Here is a 20,243-nt window from a genome sequence, read left to right as displayed (position 1 = left end):
GAAAAGCGATACAATCAAAATGGCAAGACCGCGAATAATAAGGAGCTATTTATGCAATTAAATATTACCGGTCAACATCTGGAACTAACTGAAGCGCTTCAAGAGTATGTTTCCACTAAATTTGAGCGCCTGGAACGTCACGTTGACAACATTACCAATGTACAGGTTGTTCTGAAGCTGGAGAAAGAGCGCCAGATTGCAGAAGCTACATTACACGTTGCTGGTGCTGATCTGCATGCCAACGCAGAAGCTGACGATATGTATGCGTCTATTGATATGCTGACGGATAAAATTGACCGCCAGCTGATCAAGCACAAAGAAAAAGCCCAGGCCCGTAAACAGGGTGCGACAGCCCGCTAATTATTGAGCATAACTGATATCTATGTTACTCAATTCTGTTCTGACTCCTCCGAGAACCCTTGATGGGGTTTCCGGAGGCAGCAAGAAACGCCTCCTAGAGTTCTTCAGTAAGTTTATCTCTCAACAGATTCCAACTCTGGAAAGTACTGAGGTGTTTGATAGCCTCATATCCAGAGAACGTCTTGGGAGTACCGGCGTAGGTGAAGGTATTGCAATTCCTCACTGCCGGGTAAAAAACTGCTCGGAAAGCATAGGTACGTTTATTCGTCTTAAAGACAAGATCGACTTCGATGCGATTGATGGTCGCCCGGTTGACCTGGTCTTTATTTTGCTTGTTCCGGAAGAGGCTACAGATGCGCATCTGCAACTTTTGTCCGGATTAGCAGAAAAATTCTCTGACCCAGATTTTTGTCGTCAACTGCGTGAAGCAGCCAGCTCCGAGAATCTGTATGAACTATGGATACAGGAGTGACAGCCTGAGCCCAACCGATGTGAATAACGTTCTGCTCACACCGTATTGATAGGGTCTGTTGTCATACAGCCGACCCTATCAATGTCTACCATCACCTCTGTAACGGATTAGATTTCACTGATAGGATCACCTGTTGTGGCTATATTTACATGCCAGACTCCGCATAACTGCCGGCCACAGCACAAACTGATTAGCTGAAAGGGATGTGTCATGAAACTGGTTATTATTAGTGGTCGCTCCGGGTCGGGCAAAAGTATTGCTTTGCATGTACTTGAAGATCTGGGCTACTTCGCCATCGATAATCTGCCAATCGGACTTCTGAGCCAATTACCATCGAATCTCCCTGATTCGAATCCAATGGTTGCTGTCAGCATTGATGCCAGAAATATTGTTACCGATCCACAGGGTGTACAGCCTCACATAGAGAAATTGAAATCAGAGGGATATGATCCCCAGATTATCTATCTTGATTCTGATGATGGCACTTTGATTGACCGTTTTAATGCGACCCGGCGCAAACACCCGCTTTCGTCAGAAACTGTTTCTCTCTCCGAAGCTTTAGCTCAGGAAGCCAACCTGCTTGAGCTGATTGCTGAACAGGCTGATCTGAGAGTTGATACCAGTAACCTCAGCATCTACGACCTGAGAGAAATCATCACTCAGCAGCTCGAAAGCGCCTCTCACCAAAAAAATGTAGCCATTCAGTTTCAATCCTTTGGCTTTAAGCGGGGAACACCCAAAGATTGCGACTTTATTTTTGATGTCCGCTGTTTACCAAACCCATACTGGGAAACACATCTGCGTGGTTTTACGGGCCAGGATGCACCTGTCATCGAGTTTTTAGAACAGGACTTCAGTGTACGAGCCATGATTTCTGATATATCCGGTTTTATGGATAAATGGCTCCCCAGTATTATAGCCAGTAGCCGAAGCTACATAACCGTTGGTATTGGGTGTACTGGCGGGCAGCATCGATCTGTTTTTGTTGCAGACCAGCTGGCAGAAAAATTTAAACATCAGCACCCGCAGACACTGGTAAGACACCGGGATCTCAGCCTGGCCAATAAGGATTGACCGCTATGGCAGAGTTCACTGTTACCGTTAAGAACAGTAAGGGTTTTCATCTCAGACCAGCATCAAAACTGCTGGAACTGGCCAGCAGTTTCGAAGGTGCCAGCATCACACTTCGGCACCATGATTCAGGGCGTAGCGCAGACTGCCGTAACATGATGGCTCTGATGATGATGAGTTCACCTCAAGGCACTGTCTTTCATGTGGAGGTGAATGCCGATGATACACAGGCACCAGAGATCGAAGCAGCCATAACCCAGCTATTCGCTAAAGGGCTTGGAGACGGAATTTAACTCAGCTATACCCTTGCTGTTTAGCTATCGTAGAAAAATCCGGTTAATATCAATACACTGAAATATTGATTAGAATCAAAAAGTACCAGAATCATAAATAGCTTCTGTATCAACCGGATTTCTGGATAAAAATATATATTCACCACGCCATAAACACCCGGAGCGTTTTACCCGGCGAAAAAATCATCTTCTGCCTGATACAGCAGAATCGGCGATAATATTAAGTATACCTTCAGACAACCACGGTAATTTATGGCCAGCGAAAAACAGGATATCCCTCCAGTGCTCGAACGTCTGACCAATGCAATGGACTCAGGCGCGTTTGCCCAGGTTCGCCGCATGCTCAACCGAGGCCTGCCTGCTCAGGACGTTGCACACCTACTTGAATCTTCTCCTCCAAAAGAAAGAGATCTGCTCTGGAATCTGATTGAGCCTGAGTTTCAGGGCGAGGTTCTTCAGCACCTTGTAGATGATATTCAGGCAATTTACCTGAAACGCATGAAGCCTGAAGAGTTTCTGACGGCGACTGAAGGTCTGGAAACCGATGATATTGCCGATCTTCTCCAGCAGCTGCCGGATACTCTGATCCAGGAGGTTCTGGTCTCCATGGATACCCAGGACAGGCACCGGGTTGAATCGGTACTATCCTATCCTGAGGATACTGCTGGCGGTCTGATGAATACAGACACCATCACCGTTCGGCCGGACATCACCCTGGATGTGGTTATGCGCTATCTTCGTCGCCACGAGTCACTGCCAGACTCCACCGACTCGGTGCTGGTTGTCAGTCGGGGCGATCACTTTATTGGCATGCTGCCCATTATTCGCCTACTGGTTTCAGACCCAAATATCACAGTACGTGAAGTTATGGATACTGACACCATTGTCATTCCCGCGGATATGCCGGATAACGAGGTCGCAAACTTATTTGAAAAGTTCGACCTGATCTCAGCTCCTGTTGTCGATGACCAGGGAACATTGCTGGGTCGTATCACTATTGATGACGTGGTCGACGTTATCAGGGAAGATGCCGATCACTCTTTGATGAGCATGGCAGGTCTGGATGAAGATGAGGATACCTTCTCACCTATTCTTCTCACTGCAAGACGTCGGGCCGTCTGGTTAGGTATCAATCTGCTGACCGCATTTCTGGCATCAGCTGTCATCGGGTTGTTTGACGCAACGATTGAAAAAGTCGTCGCTCTGGCCGTTCTGATGCCGATTGTTGCCAGTATGGGAGGTATTGCCGGGAGTCAGACATTGACCGTCGTTATCCGGGGTATGGCACTCGGGCATATTTCATCCAGCAACACCCCCTGGCTATTGAACCGGGAGTTTATCGTAGGACTTATCAACGGGGTTGTCTGGGCCCTGGTTGTAGCCGGTGTTGCGATACTATGGTTTGATGATGTTAAGCTTGGTGCGATTATCGGCACCGCTATTATCATTAACCTCCTGATTGCAGTTCTGGCGGGGGCTGCTCTGCCCCTGATGCTGAAATGGATGAAAATTGACCCTGCCCTGGCAGGAAGTGTGCTTCTCACCACCGTCACAGATGTCATCGGCTTTTTAGCATTCCTGGGGCTTGCCACCGCTTTTTATCTTTAAGCCTTCTTTCAAACCGCTATTGACCAAAAGAACAGCACGACTTACCAGAACAAACCACGCTGCCTACCAGAACAAACAGCACCACTTATCAAAAAGGCCGGATAGAGCACTATCCGGCCTTTCTTTTTGACACAACGGATCAGGCGGTTATTGATTTCTCAGCCGCTTCCCCCTAGGCCCCAGCGACAGACATCTGCTCAATCAGAATCGAGCCTGTCTGCGTATTACCTCGGGTGTCCACATCTGAGCCGATTGCCACGATATGACTGAACATATCCTGTAAATTTCCTGCAATAGTAATCTCATGTACCGGGTACTGAATCACGCCATTCTCAACCCAAAAACCTGCAGCACCGCGGGAATAGTCACCGGTGACCATATTAACCCCTTGGCCCATCAACTCGGTTACCAGCAGACCTGTTCCCAGTTTATTCAGTATCTGGTCATAACTTTCACCGGTGGATGAAATTCTGAGGTTACGGGCACCCCCGGCATTTGCCGTCGTTTCCAGCCCCAGTTTGCGGGCAGAATATGAACCCAACATGTATTGCTGCAGAACACCATCAGCAACAAATATATTATCCCGGGTTGCAATTCCCTCCTGATCATAAGGCGCGCTGGCAACACCACCTTTGAGATGAGGCTGTTCAAAAACAGAAACAAACTCAGGGAAAAGCTGTTCACCCAGGCGATCTTTCAGAAAAGAGGCATTGCGGTAGAGACTACCACCACTGATCGCTCCCATAAGATGACTTAGCAAACCAGAAGCAACTTCAGCAGCAAACAAGACAGGAACCTTGCGGGTTGAGATTTTTTGCGGGTTAAGACGCATCAGGGTTCGCTCTGCAGCCTTTTGACCAATGACCTCTGGCGAGCTTAAAAGATCCCATTGGCGCTGGCTGTCATACCAGTAATCCCGCTGCATCTGATCCCCTTCACCGGCGATCAGTACACAGCTGGCAGAGTAATTAGTACCCCATAATTGCCCCTGAAAACCATGGCTGTTTGCATATAAGCTCGTACGCTCTCCGATATGAAAACCGGCACCGTCAGAGTTCGTAATGCGGCTATCCTTTCTACCAACAGATTCACAAACCAGAGACAGATCGACCAGTTGATCAACATCAAAAGGCTTTGGATAATAAAGCTCCGGGTCCTGCCAGGATTCCGCCATCAATTCAGCAGAAGCAAGACCCGCAAAGGGATCTTCTGCGGTATGCTCAGCAAAGGCCAACGCCATATCAACCGCCTGCTCTAGCGCCGGATCAGTCAGGTCAGTGATAGAAACATGTCCCTTTCTCTGTCCCTGGTACAATGTCAGTGACAAACTCTGATCCTGATTAAACTCTACCGTCTCAACTTCAGACATACGGGCATTCACTGATAACCCTCTGCTGGCTCCGATAGAAAGCTCCGCGCTGGTCGCTCCTTTCTGCTTTGCCAGTTGCAGAACTTTATCGGCGCAGGATGGCAGCTGCTGCTGCCAGCTTTCCATCTGCTCACTGAGCTCAGTATTTGCTGCAGAGAACCTCTTTTGACTTTGATTCTGGTCCTGACTCATAGCGGACTCCTATAAAATTCTGTTTTCTTTATAAAATGGCTCAAACACATGTCAGTACTCCGCTCCGCATCGGCCTTAATTGCTAACTGTGTTAAACTTCCCGTAAGTAATAACTGTACAAGTGAAGAATATGACCGACCAGATTCAAGAAGACTACGAAGAGTTCGAAGAAGGCCCGAGCAAATCCCAGATAAAACGGGAAATGAAGGCACTTCAGGAAATGGGTGCAAAACTTCTGACCCTAAATGCAGATCAGGTGAAACAGTTGCCGCTTTCCGATGAGATGCTGGCGGCCATTGATGAATCTCGACGGATTCGCTCCCACGAAGCTCAGCGACGCCATCTGCAATATATTGGCAAAGTGATGCGTCGGGAAGATACCGAGGCGATCGCTGAAAGAATTGCCCTTTTCGATACCACAAGCGAAGCTTATAACCGCCAGTTCCATATGCTGGAGCATTGGCGTGATCGCCTGATCGCTGAAGGCGATGATGTATTGAACGCGCTGGTTGAGGAAAAGCCAGAGACTGATCGGCAAATGATGCGACAGCTGATCCGAACGGCCCAGAAAGAACTGAAAAATGAGAAACCTCCGGCAGCCGCCCGGAAAATTTTTCGGAGTCTGCGGGAAATTTTCGGCCTTTAAACTGAGACATACAGCTAAATACAGGGAGCCAAAAGCCGCCCCCTGAATAACACCGCACAAGAGGTCGCTTCAGACCTCTTATGCCCTTAACAAATCCCCTAAATATCACTGACCGGTTCCGCCAACCGTCAGTTCATCAATCTTCAGCGATGGCTGACCAACACCTACCGGAACACTTTGCCCATCTTTGCCACAGACACCAACGCCATCATCCAGTCGCAGATCGTTACCTACCATAGAAACATTCCGCATCGTTTCCGGGCCGTTTCCGATCAAAGTTGCGCCTTTAATAGGCGTGGTCACTTTACCATTTTCAATCAGGTAGGCTTCACTGGCAGAGAAAACAAACTTACCTGAAGTAATATCAACCTGGCCACCACCGAAGTTCACAGCATAGATGCCGTTCTTCACACTGGAGATCAGCTCCTCAGGGGCATGCTCTCCAGGCAGCATATAGGTATTGGTCATTCGGGGCATGGGAAGATGTGCAAACGACTCTCGGCGACCATTTCCCGTCACCGACTGCTTCATCAGGCGGGCATTCATCTTATCCTGCATATAACCCACAAGACGGCCATTTTCTATGAGTGTCGTATTTTGCGTTGGCGTCCCCTCATCATCCACAGAGAGAGAACCACGGCGATCTGCCAAAGTGCCATCATCAACAATAGTACACAGGGAAGATGCCACCTGCTCCCCCATCCGGCCGGAGAAGGCTGAAGAACCCTTGCGGTTAAAATCACCTTCAAGACCGTGCCCTACAGCCTCATGCAGAAGAACACCAGGCCAGCCAGGGCCTAAAACCACCGGCATATTACCGGCAGGAGCATCCACAGCCTCCAGATTCACCAGAGCCTGACGTACAGCCTCTTTTGCAGCAGACTCAGCCAGAGTTTTATCCATCAGGGTTTTCAGATTGTAGCGCCCGCCTGCACCTGCCGAACCTCGCTCTCTGCGACCGTTTTGTTCTGCAATCACACTAACGTTAACCCGAACCAATGGACGAATATCTGCAGCCAGAGTACCATCGCTGGCAACGACCAAGATTTGTTCGAAGTTCGCTGATAACGAAGCAGTAACCTCTTTAACTCTGGAATCCTGATCGCGGGCAATGCTATCGGCCTGCTGCAGAATAGCCAGTTTTTCCTCGGAGCTTAAAGCTAAGATAGGGTTATCTGCCGCATACAGAGGTTTGAAGTCCACTTTAGACAAAGCCTCAACGCTACCGGATTGCCCCTGACGAACAATACTTCGAGCCGCCTGAGCAGCCTGCGAAATAGCCAGAGCACTGATATCTCCGCTGTAAGAAAAGCCCGTTTTCTCACCGGAAACTGAGCGAACGCCGACTCCACGATCTGCACTGTATCCGGCATCTTTAACAATGCCTTCTTCCAGAACCCAGCTTTCACTCATCGATTGCTGAAAATAAAGGTCAGCAAAATCGATGCCTGGCCCCATAGTCTCAACCAGAAAGTGATCCAGTTGCTCAAGACTTACATTACCGGGCAACAAAAGCTCCCGGGAAACCTGTTCAATCATAATCTCTCTCGCAGAACGGATCAGAAAACCCGCTTCAGTTCAATTTGTGGATCATCCCATTCACCCCTGATGGTATATGTGGCCTGCGTAAACTTATCAAACAGATCGCCAAATACCTTCTGGACGATGTAGATAGTGCCGCCAACCTGGGGAGCGCCTGCTAAGATAGCCGCGAAAGGCAATGTCTCACCAACGGGTAGCGTCACAACCATTTCCTGGTCAAACCTTTCCTCAACAAAATCCAGCTCACCTGTCATTGCAAACTTTGTTGCTGTCCCTTCTACCTGAACAGGCTCACTGATAACCCCTATGCCATTCTTTATGTCAACCCGACCGGTTACCTTGTCATAAGACAGCCCTTTACCGGACAGGTCAGAGAAATCGAGCTGTAGTCGACGCACCAAAGATTCAAAATTAAGCAATGATAACAATTTTAAAGCGGGAACTGACACGACCTGTTCAAAAGAGCCTCGCTCCAGGTCAACGCTCACTTGCCCGTTAAGCGTTTCAGATCGAACATCATGAGGAAGTCCCTGCCAGTTTAAACGGATCGTTGAATCCGATTTACTGCTGGTTATAGCGGCAGGGATACCAAAACCGGTTTGTATATCTTTTAAATCACCGCCTTTGATATTCAGAATCAGAGAGGTCTGAGCATCAGTGCTACCGGCTGCATCTCCGGTCAACCAATCAAGGGTGCCCGAAAAATGAGCGCTGCCCTGGGATAAATTGGACAAACGAACCTGCCTTGAAGACCGTTCAGTTCTATATGCTGCATCCAGCTGCTGACCACTGACACCATAAATTGAAAAGTCTGCAATTTTCAGGTCAAAATCAGGCCATTCGGACCTGAAAACCTGCTCAAACATATCATGACGTTTTTCTTTAGCTGAGACCGCGTTAGCGGGTTCAGAGGTTATATCCTGAGGCGGTGTAATAAAAACACGTTGCATATCTAACTGCAAAAGATCAGGTGTGAGCCTTGCGGCACCTTCCAGTTGCTGGCTTGCAAAACGGGCGTCCAATGTCTTATTTTTCAAGACAGCATCAATGGCCAGGTCATTGACTACAGTATCCCCATAGATAGCTTTTGCTGTTTCGAGGTGCATTCTGACCGGCTGTGTCTCCGCTGCCGAACCCTGTTCAGCCACTCCTTGTCCACCTGAATCGAGGACAGAGCTTGCCAGTGACTGGCGGGCAATCTCCGCAGATGCAAACTCAACCCAGGGATCTACATTAAAAATAGACTCTTTAATATAAATATCAGTTCTCTGATTTGACACTGTCGGTAATCTGGCGTGTTCAGTCGCATCACCGTACCACACACCCACACCGTAACCCTGCTGATCCCCGCCCCAAATACCATGACTGATCAAAAAACCTTCTGAGCCGCGGTGATCATAAGCCACAGAAAAGTAATTCGCTTTCGGTGCAAAGGTCATATCAACCTTAAGAGGGCGCTCCGTATTAATCTCTTTTCCGATTGGTTCCGGCAAGCTAACCACAACATCATTAAGCTTTGATGTTAGGTGTAGCTGACTCTCTTTATTTAAATTCACACTAAACTGATAATCCAGCGTTCCACTCAGCCAGGAGGAAAACGGCATAGGCTGCCACTGGTTAATCGCTATCAGATCAGATTGCCCGGAGCCAGCAACACGAACAGCAGCTGTACGCATATCCGTCTCCACCTCGAAGGCTGTTTCGCCACCTAAAAACTCAGCGGTTGCTTTCGGGACAGAAAGCCCACGATCAATATCATAGATAACATCACCATTGAGCCGGGATACCGGAGTAGCAAGCTCAGGAATGAGTAGCACTCCATCCCGAGCCTGAACATTAACCTGACCGCTACCCTTGCGCCCATCCACAGGGAAAATAAGATTTGTCGAAAATGCGAGCGGCTTACCGGACAGCTGCCAATCAAGCAGAGACTCCGGAATGAGAGCACTCAATGGAGTCTCAGTGAGTACCTGCCACCCCCACTCAGGATAAACACGCCCCTCAAGGTTTAAGCCGACAACACTGCCAACACCATCATCTCTCAAAGTGACATTACCAGAAATACCTTCATTCTGAAGGTAACGACCCGAGTTCAGACTAACATTAAGATCCGTCCCATCAAGCCTGACCTGAGCATCAAGAGCCTCAGCAGCGGGCCACTCCGGCAGAAACTGAAGCTTGCTCTTCTCGACATCCAGCAACAGAAGAGTCGCCACTTCTCTATCAGGAAGTGATGCGTTCAGGTTTAACGTGCCATCATAAATAAAACCGCCTTGCTTAACCTCTGCTGACTTAATACTACTACCAAGCCAGTTACTCAAAGACTCCGGAATAATAAGATCAGGAACAAGCCTTAGCCCAAACGCTTCGTCCGTACCGGTCAGGCCAACATTCAGGTAAAAAAGGTCATCACCCTCTTCAGGTTGCAGTAGATCAAATTCACCGGCAATTTCTGTAGCACCACGATTTAACTGCAGACCCAGGCCAAATACCCGTAACATATCACCTATCTGCCAGTGCACCTCTCCTATCGCCTTATCAAACCACCAGCCACCGCTATACAGTTGAGGATACCCCATGAAAAACTCATCCGAATGAAAGCGGATAAAACCATCATGGGCACTGCTTTGCACATAACCATGTACATTGCGTAAAACCGGCGCACCGTAATAAGCATCAACGCTAACAGACTCCACCTCAGTTTTAACCAGAAAACCGTCGCTCTCTGACTGGCTGATGCTCAGATTATGTAATTCCCCCCGGGGTTTTAATCGTACCAATGCATCCCGGGCTTTTTCTGGCAGGTCCGGCCACTCAAGAAAGGTGTCGCTGATCTTTTCCAGATCCAGGTTCGACAGCTGTACCTGCCAATCATCATTTTTTTGCCGCGCAACAGCCTGCTTCAGAACGAACGGGCGATTTTGCAAAGAAAAAGACAGGTTATCTGTAATCAGCTCCCAGCCCGATGCCTCCCGTTGCCAAAAGAGTTCTGTATTAAGGTTTGCCAGATATACTTTAGGCTGTTCCGGCAGATCCAGTTCCAGCTCACCATCCTTAAGACGCCCCTTAAGGCTTTGCAATCGCCCGCCCTGCCAGTCACTCCATAGTTCAAGGCCACCATTAAGCTCAGGTATATCAAAAGGCAACAGATGTTCTATTTTCTCCAACCAGGAACTTAATGACTGAGAATCAGCCTGAAGATATAGCTCTACGGTTAATGACTTCTGGTCAAATGGGTCACCGGCAATCTCCAGAATAAAGCCAATCTGCTGAGGCGAGCCCGGGTCCAGCTGCAACTGCCCCTGAAGCCTGCGCTTCCCTTCAACTTCATAAACTTCAAGCCGACGACTATAGGCACGGTATTCGCGCCCGAAACGGTCTGTTAACTCGAGCCAGACGTGTTCCATCTTCAAGTGTTGCTGTCTCAGCAAGAACTCGAGAACACGGGTAATTGGAGCAACCTCATCCCGCAGACGATCACTTCTGCCACGTTGACGAGGATCTGAACTTTTGCCAGATGGCTCTGTAATCTGGTCAGCTTTATCTGAAACACCAGTCTGCTGATTCCAGCCATTGAGTAACCAGCGGGCATCTTCCTCTTGTTTCAGACGAAGCGTAACCCCCTGAATAGAGGCCTGGCGAATGACAGGAAACTGATAACGGAAGGACCTGAAACTATCCAGCTCGAGGCTAAAGTTGCGAACCTCAAGGGCTGGCTTGATACCGTCCTCTGCATGTACCTGCGGGGCATACACTTCAATCTGATCAAGGTGAATATAGGGATCAAAGTCATTCCACTGACCATGCAACTGATCAATTTGAAGGTTAATAGCCAACTGTGTATTGGCCCAGGACATAAGATCGTCGCGGTAGTTTTCCAGTAGAGGAAAGAAATAGCGGCCAATGCTGACATACAGAGCCAGAACCACCACCACCGGCAGAACCAGCCATATGATACTGTGATTAAAGATATGCCGAGGCAAAGACATAAGTTAAGTCCGGTACCGGCAGAAGCGCATTGATAACGAAAAAAGAACAGGCAAAGCGATCACTCTGTAATAGTCAGGCCACACCAAATAAGCCTTCGGATAAAATACCATCAAAAGGCTATAGTGGTCGGTTAGAGCAGAACAATGTCAAACTGCTCCTGACTATAGAGGGTTTCTACCTGAAACTTAATGGTTTTATTAATGAAGAGCTCCAGGTCAGCCACACTTGCTGACTCTTCATCAAGTAAACGATCAACAACAGGCTGGGATGCGAGAACAAGGTATGTATCTGAACCATAAGCGCGCTCCTCTCTCAGAATCTCCCGAAAGATCTCATAGCAAACGGTTTCCGGCGTCTTAAGAGTGCCTCTTGCTTCACAGGTCGGGCAGGGCTCACACATCACTTGCTCAAGACTTTCGCGAGTGCGTTTTCGCGTCATCTGAACTAGGCCCAACTCCGTCACACCCGTCAGCTTCGTCTTAGCGTGATCACGCTCCAGATTTTTCTCCAGCAGACGTAACACCTGGCGCTGATGTTCAGGATCTTCCATATCGATAAAATCCAGAATGATAATACCGCCAAGATTACGTAGCCTGAGCTGGCGAACAATGGCTGTCGCCGCCTCAAGATTGGTCTTGAAGATCGTCTCTTCCAGATTTCGGTGCCCCACGAATGCGCCGGTATTGACATCAATGGTGGTCATCGCCTCAGTCTGATCAATAACCAGATAGCCACCGGACTTTAGCTGTACTTTACGACCGAGAGCCTTCTGGATTTCATCTTCGACACCGTAAAGGTCGAAAATCGGACGCTCTCCCGGATAGTACTCAACTTTGCTTTCCAGGCTGGGAACAAACTCCTGCACGAACTCTTTCAGTTTAGTGTAGTTCTCTCTGGAGTCGATGCGGATTTTTTCAATTTCCGGCCGGACAAAGTCACGCATGGTACGCATAAAAAGCGGCAGGTCTTCGTAAATAATCGTCTTGTTTTTAGCCCCCTTACAACGACGCTCTACAGCACGCCAGAGCCGGTATAAAAAATGCGTATCAGCAAGAATTTCATCTTCACCAAAACCTTCCGCAGCTGTACGGATAATAAAACCGCCCTGCTTACTAACGCCCTCTGTCTCACCATCAGGAGCGGCACTCTCAACAATTTGGCGCAAGCGGTCACGCTCAGACTCATCTTCAATTCTCTGTGACACACCGGTATGAGGGGTATGTGGCATATAAACCAAATATCGGGAAGGTATAGAAAGATGTGTGGTCAGTCGGGCACCTTTGGTACCAATGGGCTCTTTTGTTACCTGAACAACGAGAGACTGTCCCTCATGCAGAAGGCTGTTGATACTTTCAACTTCAGCACCATTAGGTCTGTCCGCAGGTACAACATCAGCAGCATGAATAAATGCAGCACGTTCAAGCCCGATATCAACAAAAGCCGCCTGCATACCCGGTAAAACACGGACCACTTTACCCTTGTAGATATTACCCACAATGCCCCGACGACGGGTTCGCTCAATATAAACTTCCTGCAAAACACCATTTTCAACCACCGCAACGCGGGTTTCCATCGGTGTAATATTAATTAAAATCTCTTCACTCATCGCTTCTCTCCCCCGCGACAAACTACCCTGAACCCCGAACCGATGAAGCCGTTATGAAGGTTCGAGCACCCGTATACCAAATTGGTTCAGCAGTTCTGCTGTTTCAAACAAAGGCAACCCAACAACATTGCTATAACTTCCCGAAACGGAGCGCACAAATACAGCTGCCAGCCCCTGAATACCGTATCCTCCAGCTTTATCAAAAGGTTCACCGGAATCACAGTAAGCCAGACACTCATCTTCCGTCAGAACCCTGAAGGAAACATCTGTCACACTGATCAGTGACAGAATGCGACGGCCCTGACATACAGCAACTCCCGTCATAACCTGATGGGTCTGTCCGGACAACTGCATCAGCATATCAACAGCATGGCGTTTATTTTTGGGCTTTCCTAGTATTTTGCCCTGATGTACCACTGAGGTATCAGAGCCTAATACAGGAAGGTTTGTGCCCGATCGCTCCTGCCCTGCCAAAGCCTTCTGCTCTGCAAGTCGCATCACATAAGAAGGAGCCGCCTCTCCTGGCAGAACACTTTCGTTCAGGTCAACCGGATACTTAAGGCATTTAAGACCAATCTGTTCGAGTAATGCCTCACGCCTCGGTGATGCCGAAGCCAGACAAAGATCATAAGAGCTATCGCTATTTTGCATCTGTTTAAACGTTTCTTGTCATAAAAATTGGTTGGCTCCACAAGGCATAGAAAAGTACTTAACCTCTGGAGCAGATTGTTAATGAATCTGAAACCGACGACGTATTGTACGCATGCCAATAAAGAACCATGGCCAAAGCAACATGCTTGTGATCGCGGGCAGAAGGAATGCCAATGTATCTGCAGCAACACTGGTTAAGTTTTGTATCCATTGAAAAATCAGCAAGCTGATACTGATTAGCAACCCTACCATTAACGCCTGCTGTAAAGCGCCGTAGTTACGCATGCGTTGATAAAGCAAAAGTGCGACATAAGCAATCACAGACATCGCCATTGCATTCTGTCCCAGTAAAGAACCGTCCAGCAGGTCCATACACAAGCCAAGAAAAAAGCCAGCAAGAACACCAATGCGATGCGGTAAGGCGATACACCAGTAAATCAGTACCATCGTGACCCATTCAGGCTGGATCCACAGAAAAGTATCCGGCAGAGGCATAGCCGCCAATAACAGAGCAAACACGAAGGTTAAAAGAATTACAAACATAACTACTCCTGCTCCCTCGTCTCCGGACTGGCAGAGCCCGTAACTGGCAGATTTGTATTATCAATCACATCGAGAGGGTTCAGCATTAACACGTATCGGCTCCGCTCCAGCTGAGCAAGCGGCCGTGCCGATACCGTTGCAAAAGGTTTTCCGGGCTCATGCCGGACAGTACTGACCTCTGCAACAGGATACCCCTTGGGAAAACGACCAGCTAAGCCTGATGTAACCAGAAGGTCACCTTCACGAATATCTGCCGTATCCGGTACATGGCTTAGCGTCAGCTCATCGATCAGGCCGGAGCCGATAGCAATCACGCGAAAACCGTTTCGATTGATCAGGACAGGAACCGCATGGGCCGTATCTGCAGCCAGCAACACACGACTGGTATAAGTACTCACCGACACAACCTGCCCCATCAGACCAAGGGCATCGACAACCGCCTGCCCTTCATAGACCCCATCTCTGCGGCCGCGATTAACCAGCACCTGATGAGTAAAAGCATCGGCATCCAGACCGATGACCTCCCCGAGCAAAAAACGATCTTTATTAGGCTTCTTAGCATTCAGAAGTTCCCGAAGACGCAGATTCTCTGCAATAAGATAGGCCATACGCTGGTTTTTACTGGATAACTGTAGTGCCTGCTCTTTAAGCAGAGCATTTTCTTCCAGTAAGGCATTACGGTCAGAAAATGTTGCCGCACCCCAGGACCAGAGTCGATTGGGCAGATCCACAGCCCATTGCAGAGGCGTTACAGCAACGGTCAAAAAAGAACGCACCTGATCCATATGCTGGTAGCGGTAATCTGAAAACATCAACGCCAAAGAAAGGATCAGACAAGCCAGTAATCGCAGCCCTAATGAAGGGCCCTTAACAAACAAAGGGTTAATTGCAGCCTCCTTAAGCCTGTCTGTTGTCCGAAGAACTCAGATCAGACACCGATCTGTCAGGAAGGTCAAATCAGATCATAAATGGTGAGAAGTCAGTTTCAGGAAAGATTAAACAAAAAAAAGGCGGTATTCAAACCGCCATTTTTTAGCTGTGATTTAGGCCATCTGCCAGAATCTAACCTTCCGTTGATAGCAGATCAAATGTGTGCTGATCGATCATTTCAAGGGCACGACCACCACCACGAGCCACACAGGTTAAAGGCTCTTCTGCAATAATAACGGGGAGACCAGTTTCTTCTGCGATCAGTTTATCGATATCACGTAACAGAGCACCACCCCCTGTCAGTACAAGCCCCCGCTCAGCGATATCCGATGCCAGCTCCGGCGGTGACTGCTCCAAAGCACTTTTCACGGCCTGAACAATTGCAGACAGAGGTTCCTGCAAGGCTTCGAGAATCTCATTGGAATTGAGGGTAAAGCTGCGGGGAATACCTTCTGCGAGATTCCGGCCGCGGACATCAATTTCTTTCAATTCGCTACCCGGATAAGCGCAACCCACTTCTTCTTTAATACGCTCAGCGGTTGCCTCACCAATCAGGCTACCGTAATGGCGACGCACATAAGAGACGATGGCTTCATCGAAACGATCCCCCCCCACACGAACGGATTGAGCATACACCACACCGTTCAGTGAGATAATCGCGATTTCGGTAGTACCACCACCGATATCAACGACCATAGAGCCGTTAGCCTCTTCAACAGGCAGACCTGCACCAATCGCAGCCGCCATAGGCTCTTCGATCAGAAACACTTCACGGGCACCCGCACCCATAGCTGATTCACGAATTGCACGACGCTCTACCTGAGTAGACATGCAAGGCACACAAACCAAAACACGAGGGCTTGGAGTCAGAAAGCTGTTTTCATGCACCTTATTAATAAAGTGCTGCAGCATCTTCTCTGTAACGTGGAAATCTGCAATAACACCATCTTTCATAGGGCGGATGGCAGTGATATTACCGGGTGTACGACCCAGCATACGCTTGGCGTCCAAACCAACAGCAGCGACCGTGCGCTGATTTCCATGATGACGGATAGCCACAACTGATGGCTCATCCAGAACTACACCGCGACCGCGGACATAGATCAAAGTATTTGCTGTACCCAAGTCGATGGACAAATCGCTCGAAAACAGTCCTCTGAGTCGTTTAAACATGTGATTTTTTTCACCTAAATCCAATTTACCCTGTGCTGGCAGAACTCTATCAACCGCAGCCCCCCCACGGCAAGATACAAATGTGTCAGCAGCTCGGAAATATGTTAAATTGCGCGCTTATTTTGTTATTTAACCCAATCAAAATCACTCCACTGCGTCTTAACAGCCTGCAGAGACTCTGGTTACTGCACATAATAGGACCTTTGGCTGATTACTGGTTCAATCAGGGCAGGAAGAAACATCATGGCTCTAGAAAGATCCGATGTTGAAAAAGTAGCGCACCTGGCGCGACTCAAAATCGAAGACAATGATATCCCGGAATACACCCGTGATCTGACCAGCATCTTAGAACTGGTTAACCAGATGCAATCGGTTGATATTGACGGCACAGATCCTCTGGCACACCCTCTGGATGCGACTCAGCGCCTGCGCCACGACGAAGTGACCGAAAGCAATCAGCGCGAACACTTCCAGCAGAATGCGCCAGCCAAAGAAGCTGGGCTATTTCTGGTACCGAAAGTTATCGAGTGATGCCTCCTGACTCAATACGTCAGAAGCTAAAAAAGTATTACCCAAAACTGTAAAAAGACTCTTTCCCTTAAATACCAGTTGTAGCTGCAAGCATGCTTATCCAATATGCACCGGCATACACTGACAGCTTAATCTGAGGATTGATCTGTGAATAAAGATTTTAAGGGAGCGGTATCAAACCGTAGCAAAGGACTTTATCTCCATGCATAACAAGACTATCGCTGAACTTGCCAAAGGTCTTGCCGACGGTGAATTTTCCAGCGTCGAACTGACCCAGCATTTTCTGGGGCGTATTGATGCCCTGGACAGCCAGTACAACAGCTTTATCACCGTGACGCCTGAACAGGCACTGGCGCAGGCAGAAGCGGCAGACGCCACTCGCGCGGCCGGTAACGCCAAAGCCCTGACCGGCGTACCCGTTGCCCATAAAGATATCTTCTGCACCAACGGCGTGCTGACCACCTGTGCGTCTAAGATGCTGTCCAACTTTGTTGCGCCATACGATGCCACAGTAGTGGATAAGTTTAATAGCGCAGGCATGGTTTCTCTCGGTAAGACCAACATGGATGAATTTGCCATGGGCTCTTCCAACGAGAACAGCTTCTACGGTGCCGTGAAAAACCCATGGGACACAAATGCTGTTCCCGGTGGATCCTCCGGCGGTTCAGCAGCCGCTGTTGCAGCACGTCTGGCTCCGGGTGCAACCGGTACTGATACCGGTGGCTCTATCCGTCAGCCCGCGGCATTCTGCGGTATTACCGGTCTTAAGCCAACCTATGGCCGCGTTTCCCGCTGGGGCATGATCGCTTACGCATCCAGTCTTGATCAGGGCGGCCCCATGGCTCGCACCGCTGAAGATTGTGCGCTGCTGCTGAATGAGATGGCAGGTTTTGATCCGAAAGACTCCACCTCTCTGAAAAAAGCTGTTCCGGATTACACCGCCGACCTGAACCAGCCATTAAGCGGTCTGCGTATCGGCCTGCCCAAAGAGTACTTCGGTAAAGAACTCTCCGCGGAGATGTCTGATGCCATCATGGCGTCGGTTAAAGAGTTCGAAAAGCTGGGTGCGACCGTTCAGGAGGTCAGCCTGCCGAACACCATGCTCGCGATTCCGTCCTACTACATCATCGCCCCGGCAGAAGCCTCCTCGAACCTGTCACGTTTTGACGGGGTTCGTTACGGTTACCGCTGCGAAAATCCGGAAAACCTGGAAGACCTGTACAAGCGCTCCCGTGGTGAAGGTTTCGGTAAAGAAGTTCAGCGCCGTATTCTTGTGGGTACTTACGCTCTGTCCGAAGGTTACTACGACGCCTACTACCGCAAGGCGCAGCGCATCCGTCGCCTGATTCAGCAGGACTTCCTGAACGCCTTCAACGAAGTTGACCTGATTATGGGGCCAACAACCCCGACACCGGCTTTCGATCTGGGCAGCAACACCGACGATCCGGTACAGATGTACATGGAAGATATCTACACACTGGCTGTTAACCTTGCCGGTCTGCCGGGTATCTCTGTACCTGCAGGTCTGGTCAACGGTCGCCCGGTTGGTCTGCAAATTCTGGCAGGACACTTTAAAGAGTCCCAATTACTGAATGCAGCGCACCAGCTCCAGACAGCAACCAACTGGCACCAACTGGCACCCAGTGCTGGTCAGTGATGTAACACGCTGAAAACCGGCAACAACATCACATTCACAGCGAACCGTATTCAGACCTGTATACAGAGGTAAAAGCATTATGGAATGGGAAGCAGTCATCGGGCTTGAGATTCACGTTCAGCTCGCCACCCAGTCTAAGATTTTCTCCGGTGCCGGCATCGCTTTCGGCGCAGAACCAAACACCCAGGCCTGCGCCATTGATCTTGGCCTGCCGGGCATTCTGCCGGTACTGAACGAAAGTGCCGTAGAGATGGCCGTTAAATTTGGTCTGGGCGTTGAAGCCGAGATCGGTATGAAGTCAGTTTTTGAACGTAAAAACTACTTTTACCCGGATCTGCCAAAAGGCTACCAGACCACACAGAACGACCTGCCAATTGTTGGCAAGGGCGTTATTGAAGTCGAGCCTGAAGAGGGCAAAATCCGTCAGGTCCGCATCCATCATGCTCACCTGGAGGAAGACGCGGGCAAATCTCTGCACGAAACATACACAGACGAAAATGGTCGCGGCATGACAGGTATCGACCTGAACCGTGCCGGTACGCCGCTGCTGGAGATCGTATCCGAACCGGATATTCGCTCTGCAAAAGAAGCGATCGCCTATATCAAAGCGATCCACAGTATTGTGACCTATCTGGGCATTTCAGATGGCAATATGGCTGAAGGCTCCATGCGTTGTGATGCTAACGTCTCTGTCCGCCCGAAAGGTCAGGAAGAGTACGGCACCCGCGCCGAGATCAAGAACATCAACTCCTTCAAGTTCATCGAAAAAGCGATCAACCATGAGATTGAGCGCCAGATCGAACTGATCGAAGATGGTGGCCGTGTTATTCAGGAAACCCGTCTGTACGATTCCGAGAAGAACGAAACCCGCTCCATGCGCAGCAAAGAAGAAGCGAACGATTACCGCTACTTCCCTTGCCCGGACCTTCTGCCGGTAGAGCTGGACGAAGCCTATATCGAGCATATCCGCTCTGAAATGCCGGAACTGCCAAAGCAGAAGAAGCAGCGCTTTATTGATGAGCTGGGCCTGTCCTCTTACGATGCCGGTGTTCTGTCTGCAACCCGCCCGATGGCGGAATACTTCGAGCAGGTTAAAGACCGCTGCGGTGATGCCAAACTGGCGGCTAACTGGGTGATGGGCGAGCTGGCCGGTCAGCTGAACAAGGATAACCTTGAAATCGAGCAGAGCCCGGTTTCAGCAGTTCAGCTGGGCGACCTGGTCAAACGCGTTATGGATGACACCATCAACGGTAAAGCCGCCAAGCAGGTATTCGCAGCTCTGTGGGCTGGTGAAGGAGCCTCTGCCGATGAGATTATCGAAGCGAAGGGTCTGAAACAGGTGACAGATACAGGTGCTATTGCTGCCATCGTTGATGAAGTGATGGCGAACAACCCTCAGCAGGTTGAGCAGTATCAGGCCGCCCCGGAAGACAAACGCGGTAAAATGGTCGGCTTCTTTGTGGGCCAGGTGATGAAAGCCTCTAAAGGTACCGCCAACCCTCAAATGGTGAATCAGCTTCTGAAAGAGAAACTGGGCTAACCTTTAGACTCTGACCGATTTCAGCGACCAAACCCCGAACATGCCAGCATGTATCGGGGTTTTTTTTGC

The 20,243-nt window shown here is 49.3% G+C and carries 17 protein-coding genes; 9 read left to right on the top strand and 8 right to left on the bottom strand.

Features of this window, described 5'->3' with window-relative positions; translation table 11 throughout:
* The first annotated feature begins 51 nt into the window (after positions 1 to 51).
* From hpf to mgtE, 5 genes are all read left to right on the top strand, one after another.
* Positions 52 to 360 (top strand): ribosome hibernation promoting factor, encoded by a 309-nt coding sequence (gene hpf, locus BTA35_RS13315; protein ID WP_078320299.1) that lies wholly within the window; start codon positions 52 to 54, stop codon positions 358 to 360.
* A gap of 22 nt (positions 361 to 382) precedes the next feature.
* A complete protein-coding gene (gene ptsN / locus BTA35_RS13310) occupies positions 383 to 832 on the top strand; it encodes a PTS IIA-like nitrogen regulatory protein PtsN (RefSeq protein WP_078320298.1) in 450 nt (149 codons plus the stop codon).
* Positions 833 to 1,042: 210 nt separating this feature from the next.
* A complete protein-coding gene (rapZ, locus tag BTA35_RS13305; protein ID WP_078320297.1) occupies positions 1,043 to 1,906 on the top strand; it encodes an RNase adapter RapZ in 864 nt (287 codons plus the stop codon).
* 5 nt (positions 1,907 to 1,911) lie between these two features.
* Entirely contained in the window at positions 1,912 to 2,196 is a 285-nt protein-coding gene (locus BTA35_RS13300; RefSeq protein WP_078320296.1) for an HPr family phosphocarrier protein, read from the top strand.
* 252 nt (positions 2,197 to 2,448) lie between these two features.
* On the top strand, positions 2,449 to 3,804 hold the full coding sequence (gene mgtE, locus BTA35_RS13295) for a magnesium transporter (RefSeq protein ID WP_078320295.1): 1,356 nt from the start codon (positions 2,449 to 2,451) through the stop codon (positions 3,802 to 3,804).
* 172 nt (positions 3,805 to 3,976) lie between these two features.
* Here mgtE and pmbA read toward each other — a convergent pair whose 3' ends face one another.
* Positions 3,977 to 5,365, bottom strand: coding sequence for a metalloprotease PmbA (gene pmbA / locus BTA35_RS13290; RefSeq protein WP_202931263.1), 1,389 nt, complete (start codon positions 5,363 to 5,365; stop codon positions 3,977 to 3,979).
* Positions 5,366 to 5,495: 130 nt separating this feature from the next.
* On the opposite strand from pmbA, the gene yjgA reads away from it, so the two are divergent.
* The gene (yjgA, locus tag BTA35_RS13285; RefSeq protein WP_078320294.1) at positions 5,496 to 6,011 is read left to right on the top strand and encodes a ribosome biogenesis factor YjgA; all 516 of its coding nucleotides are present in this window, start codon (positions 5,496 to 5,498) and stop codon (positions 6,009 to 6,011) included.
* A 105-nt stretch (positions 6,012 to 6,116) separates the two neighbouring features.
* Here the strand turns inward: yjgA and tldD are convergent, their stop codons facing one another.
* The 7 genes from tldD to BTA35_RS13250 all read right to left on the bottom strand — a co-directional run bounded on the left by tldD (position 6,117) and on the right by BTA35_RS13250 (position 16,446).
* Positions 6,117 to 7,550, bottom strand: a complete 1,434-nt coding sequence (gene tldD / locus BTA35_RS13280; RefSeq protein WP_078320293.1) for a metalloprotease TldD — start codon at positions 7,548 to 7,550, stop codon at positions 6,117 to 6,119.
* A gap of 20 nt (positions 7,551 to 7,570) precedes the next feature.
* Positions 7,571 to 11,542, bottom strand: a complete 3,972-nt coding sequence (locus BTA35_RS13275) for a YhdP family phospholipid transporter (RefSeq protein WP_078320292.1) — start codon at positions 11,540 to 11,542, stop codon at positions 7,571 to 7,573.
* Between the two features lie 131 nt (positions 11,543 to 11,673).
* Positions 11,674 to 13,149 carry a ribonuclease G gene (gene rng / locus BTA35_RS13270; RefSeq protein WP_078320291.1) on the bottom strand — a complete coding sequence of 492 codons (1,476 nt, stop codon included), beginning with the start codon at positions 13,147 to 13,149 and terminating at the stop codon, positions 11,674 to 11,676.
* A gap of 51 nt (positions 13,150 to 13,200) precedes the next feature.
* Positions 13,201 to 13,800, bottom strand: coding sequence for a Maf family protein (locus BTA35_RS13265; protein WP_078320290.1), 600 nt, complete (start codon positions 13,798 to 13,800; stop codon positions 13,201 to 13,203).
* A gap of 78 nt (positions 13,801 to 13,878) precedes the next feature.
* Positions 13,879 to 14,343, bottom strand: coding sequence for a rod shape-determining protein MreD (mreD, locus tag BTA35_RS13260; protein ID WP_078320289.1), 465 nt, complete (start codon positions 14,341 to 14,343; stop codon positions 13,879 to 13,881).
* Positions 14,344 to 14,345: 2 nt separating this feature from the next.
* Complete coding sequence (gene mreC / locus BTA35_RS13255; protein ID WP_139363665.1) at positions 14,346 to 15,221, bottom strand: rod shape-determining protein MreC; 876 nt, start codon at positions 15,219 to 15,221, stop codon at positions 14,346 to 14,348.
* Positions 15,222 to 15,405: 184 nt separating this feature from the next.
* On the bottom strand, positions 15,406 to 16,446 hold the full coding sequence (locus tag BTA35_RS13250) for a rod shape-determining protein (RefSeq protein ID WP_078320287.1): 1,041 nt from the start codon (positions 16,444 to 16,446) through the stop codon (positions 15,406 to 15,408).
* A gap of 243 nt (positions 16,447 to 16,689) precedes the next feature.
* On the opposite strand from BTA35_RS13250, the gene gatC reads away from it, so the two are divergent.
* The 3 genes from gatC (at position 16,690) to gatB (ending at position 20,174) form a co-directional block, all read left to right on the top strand.
* Entirely contained in the window at positions 16,690 to 16,977 is a 288-nt protein-coding gene (gene gatC, locus BTA35_RS13245) for an Asp-tRNA(Asn)/Glu-tRNA(Gln) amidotransferase subunit GatC (RefSeq protein ID WP_078320286.1), read from the top strand.
* A gap of 202 nt (positions 16,978 to 17,179) precedes the next feature.
* Positions 17,180 to 18,634, top strand: coding sequence for an Asp-tRNA(Asn)/Glu-tRNA(Gln) amidotransferase subunit GatA (gene gatA, locus BTA35_RS13240; protein WP_078320285.1), 1,455 nt, complete (start codon positions 17,180 to 17,182; stop codon positions 18,632 to 18,634).
* A gap of 79 nt (positions 18,635 to 18,713) precedes the next feature.
* Positions 18,714 to 20,174: an Asp-tRNA(Asn)/Glu-tRNA(Gln) amidotransferase subunit GatB gene (gatB, locus tag BTA35_RS13235; protein ID WP_078320284.1), complete on the top strand. Its 1,461-nt coding sequence runs from the start codon at positions 18,714 to 18,716 to the stop codon at positions 20,172 to 20,174.
* The last annotated feature ends 69 nt before the right edge of the window (positions 20,175 to 20,243 follow it).

Source organism: Oceanospirillum linum, from assembly GCF_001995095.2.
Classification (GTDB): domain Bacteria; phylum Pseudomonadota; class Gammaproteobacteria; order Pseudomonadales; family Halomonadaceae; genus Oceanospirillum; species Oceanospirillum linum.
Note: the sequence above shows the minus strand (reverse complement) of the source record. Positions and strands in the feature narration are given on the sequence as shown.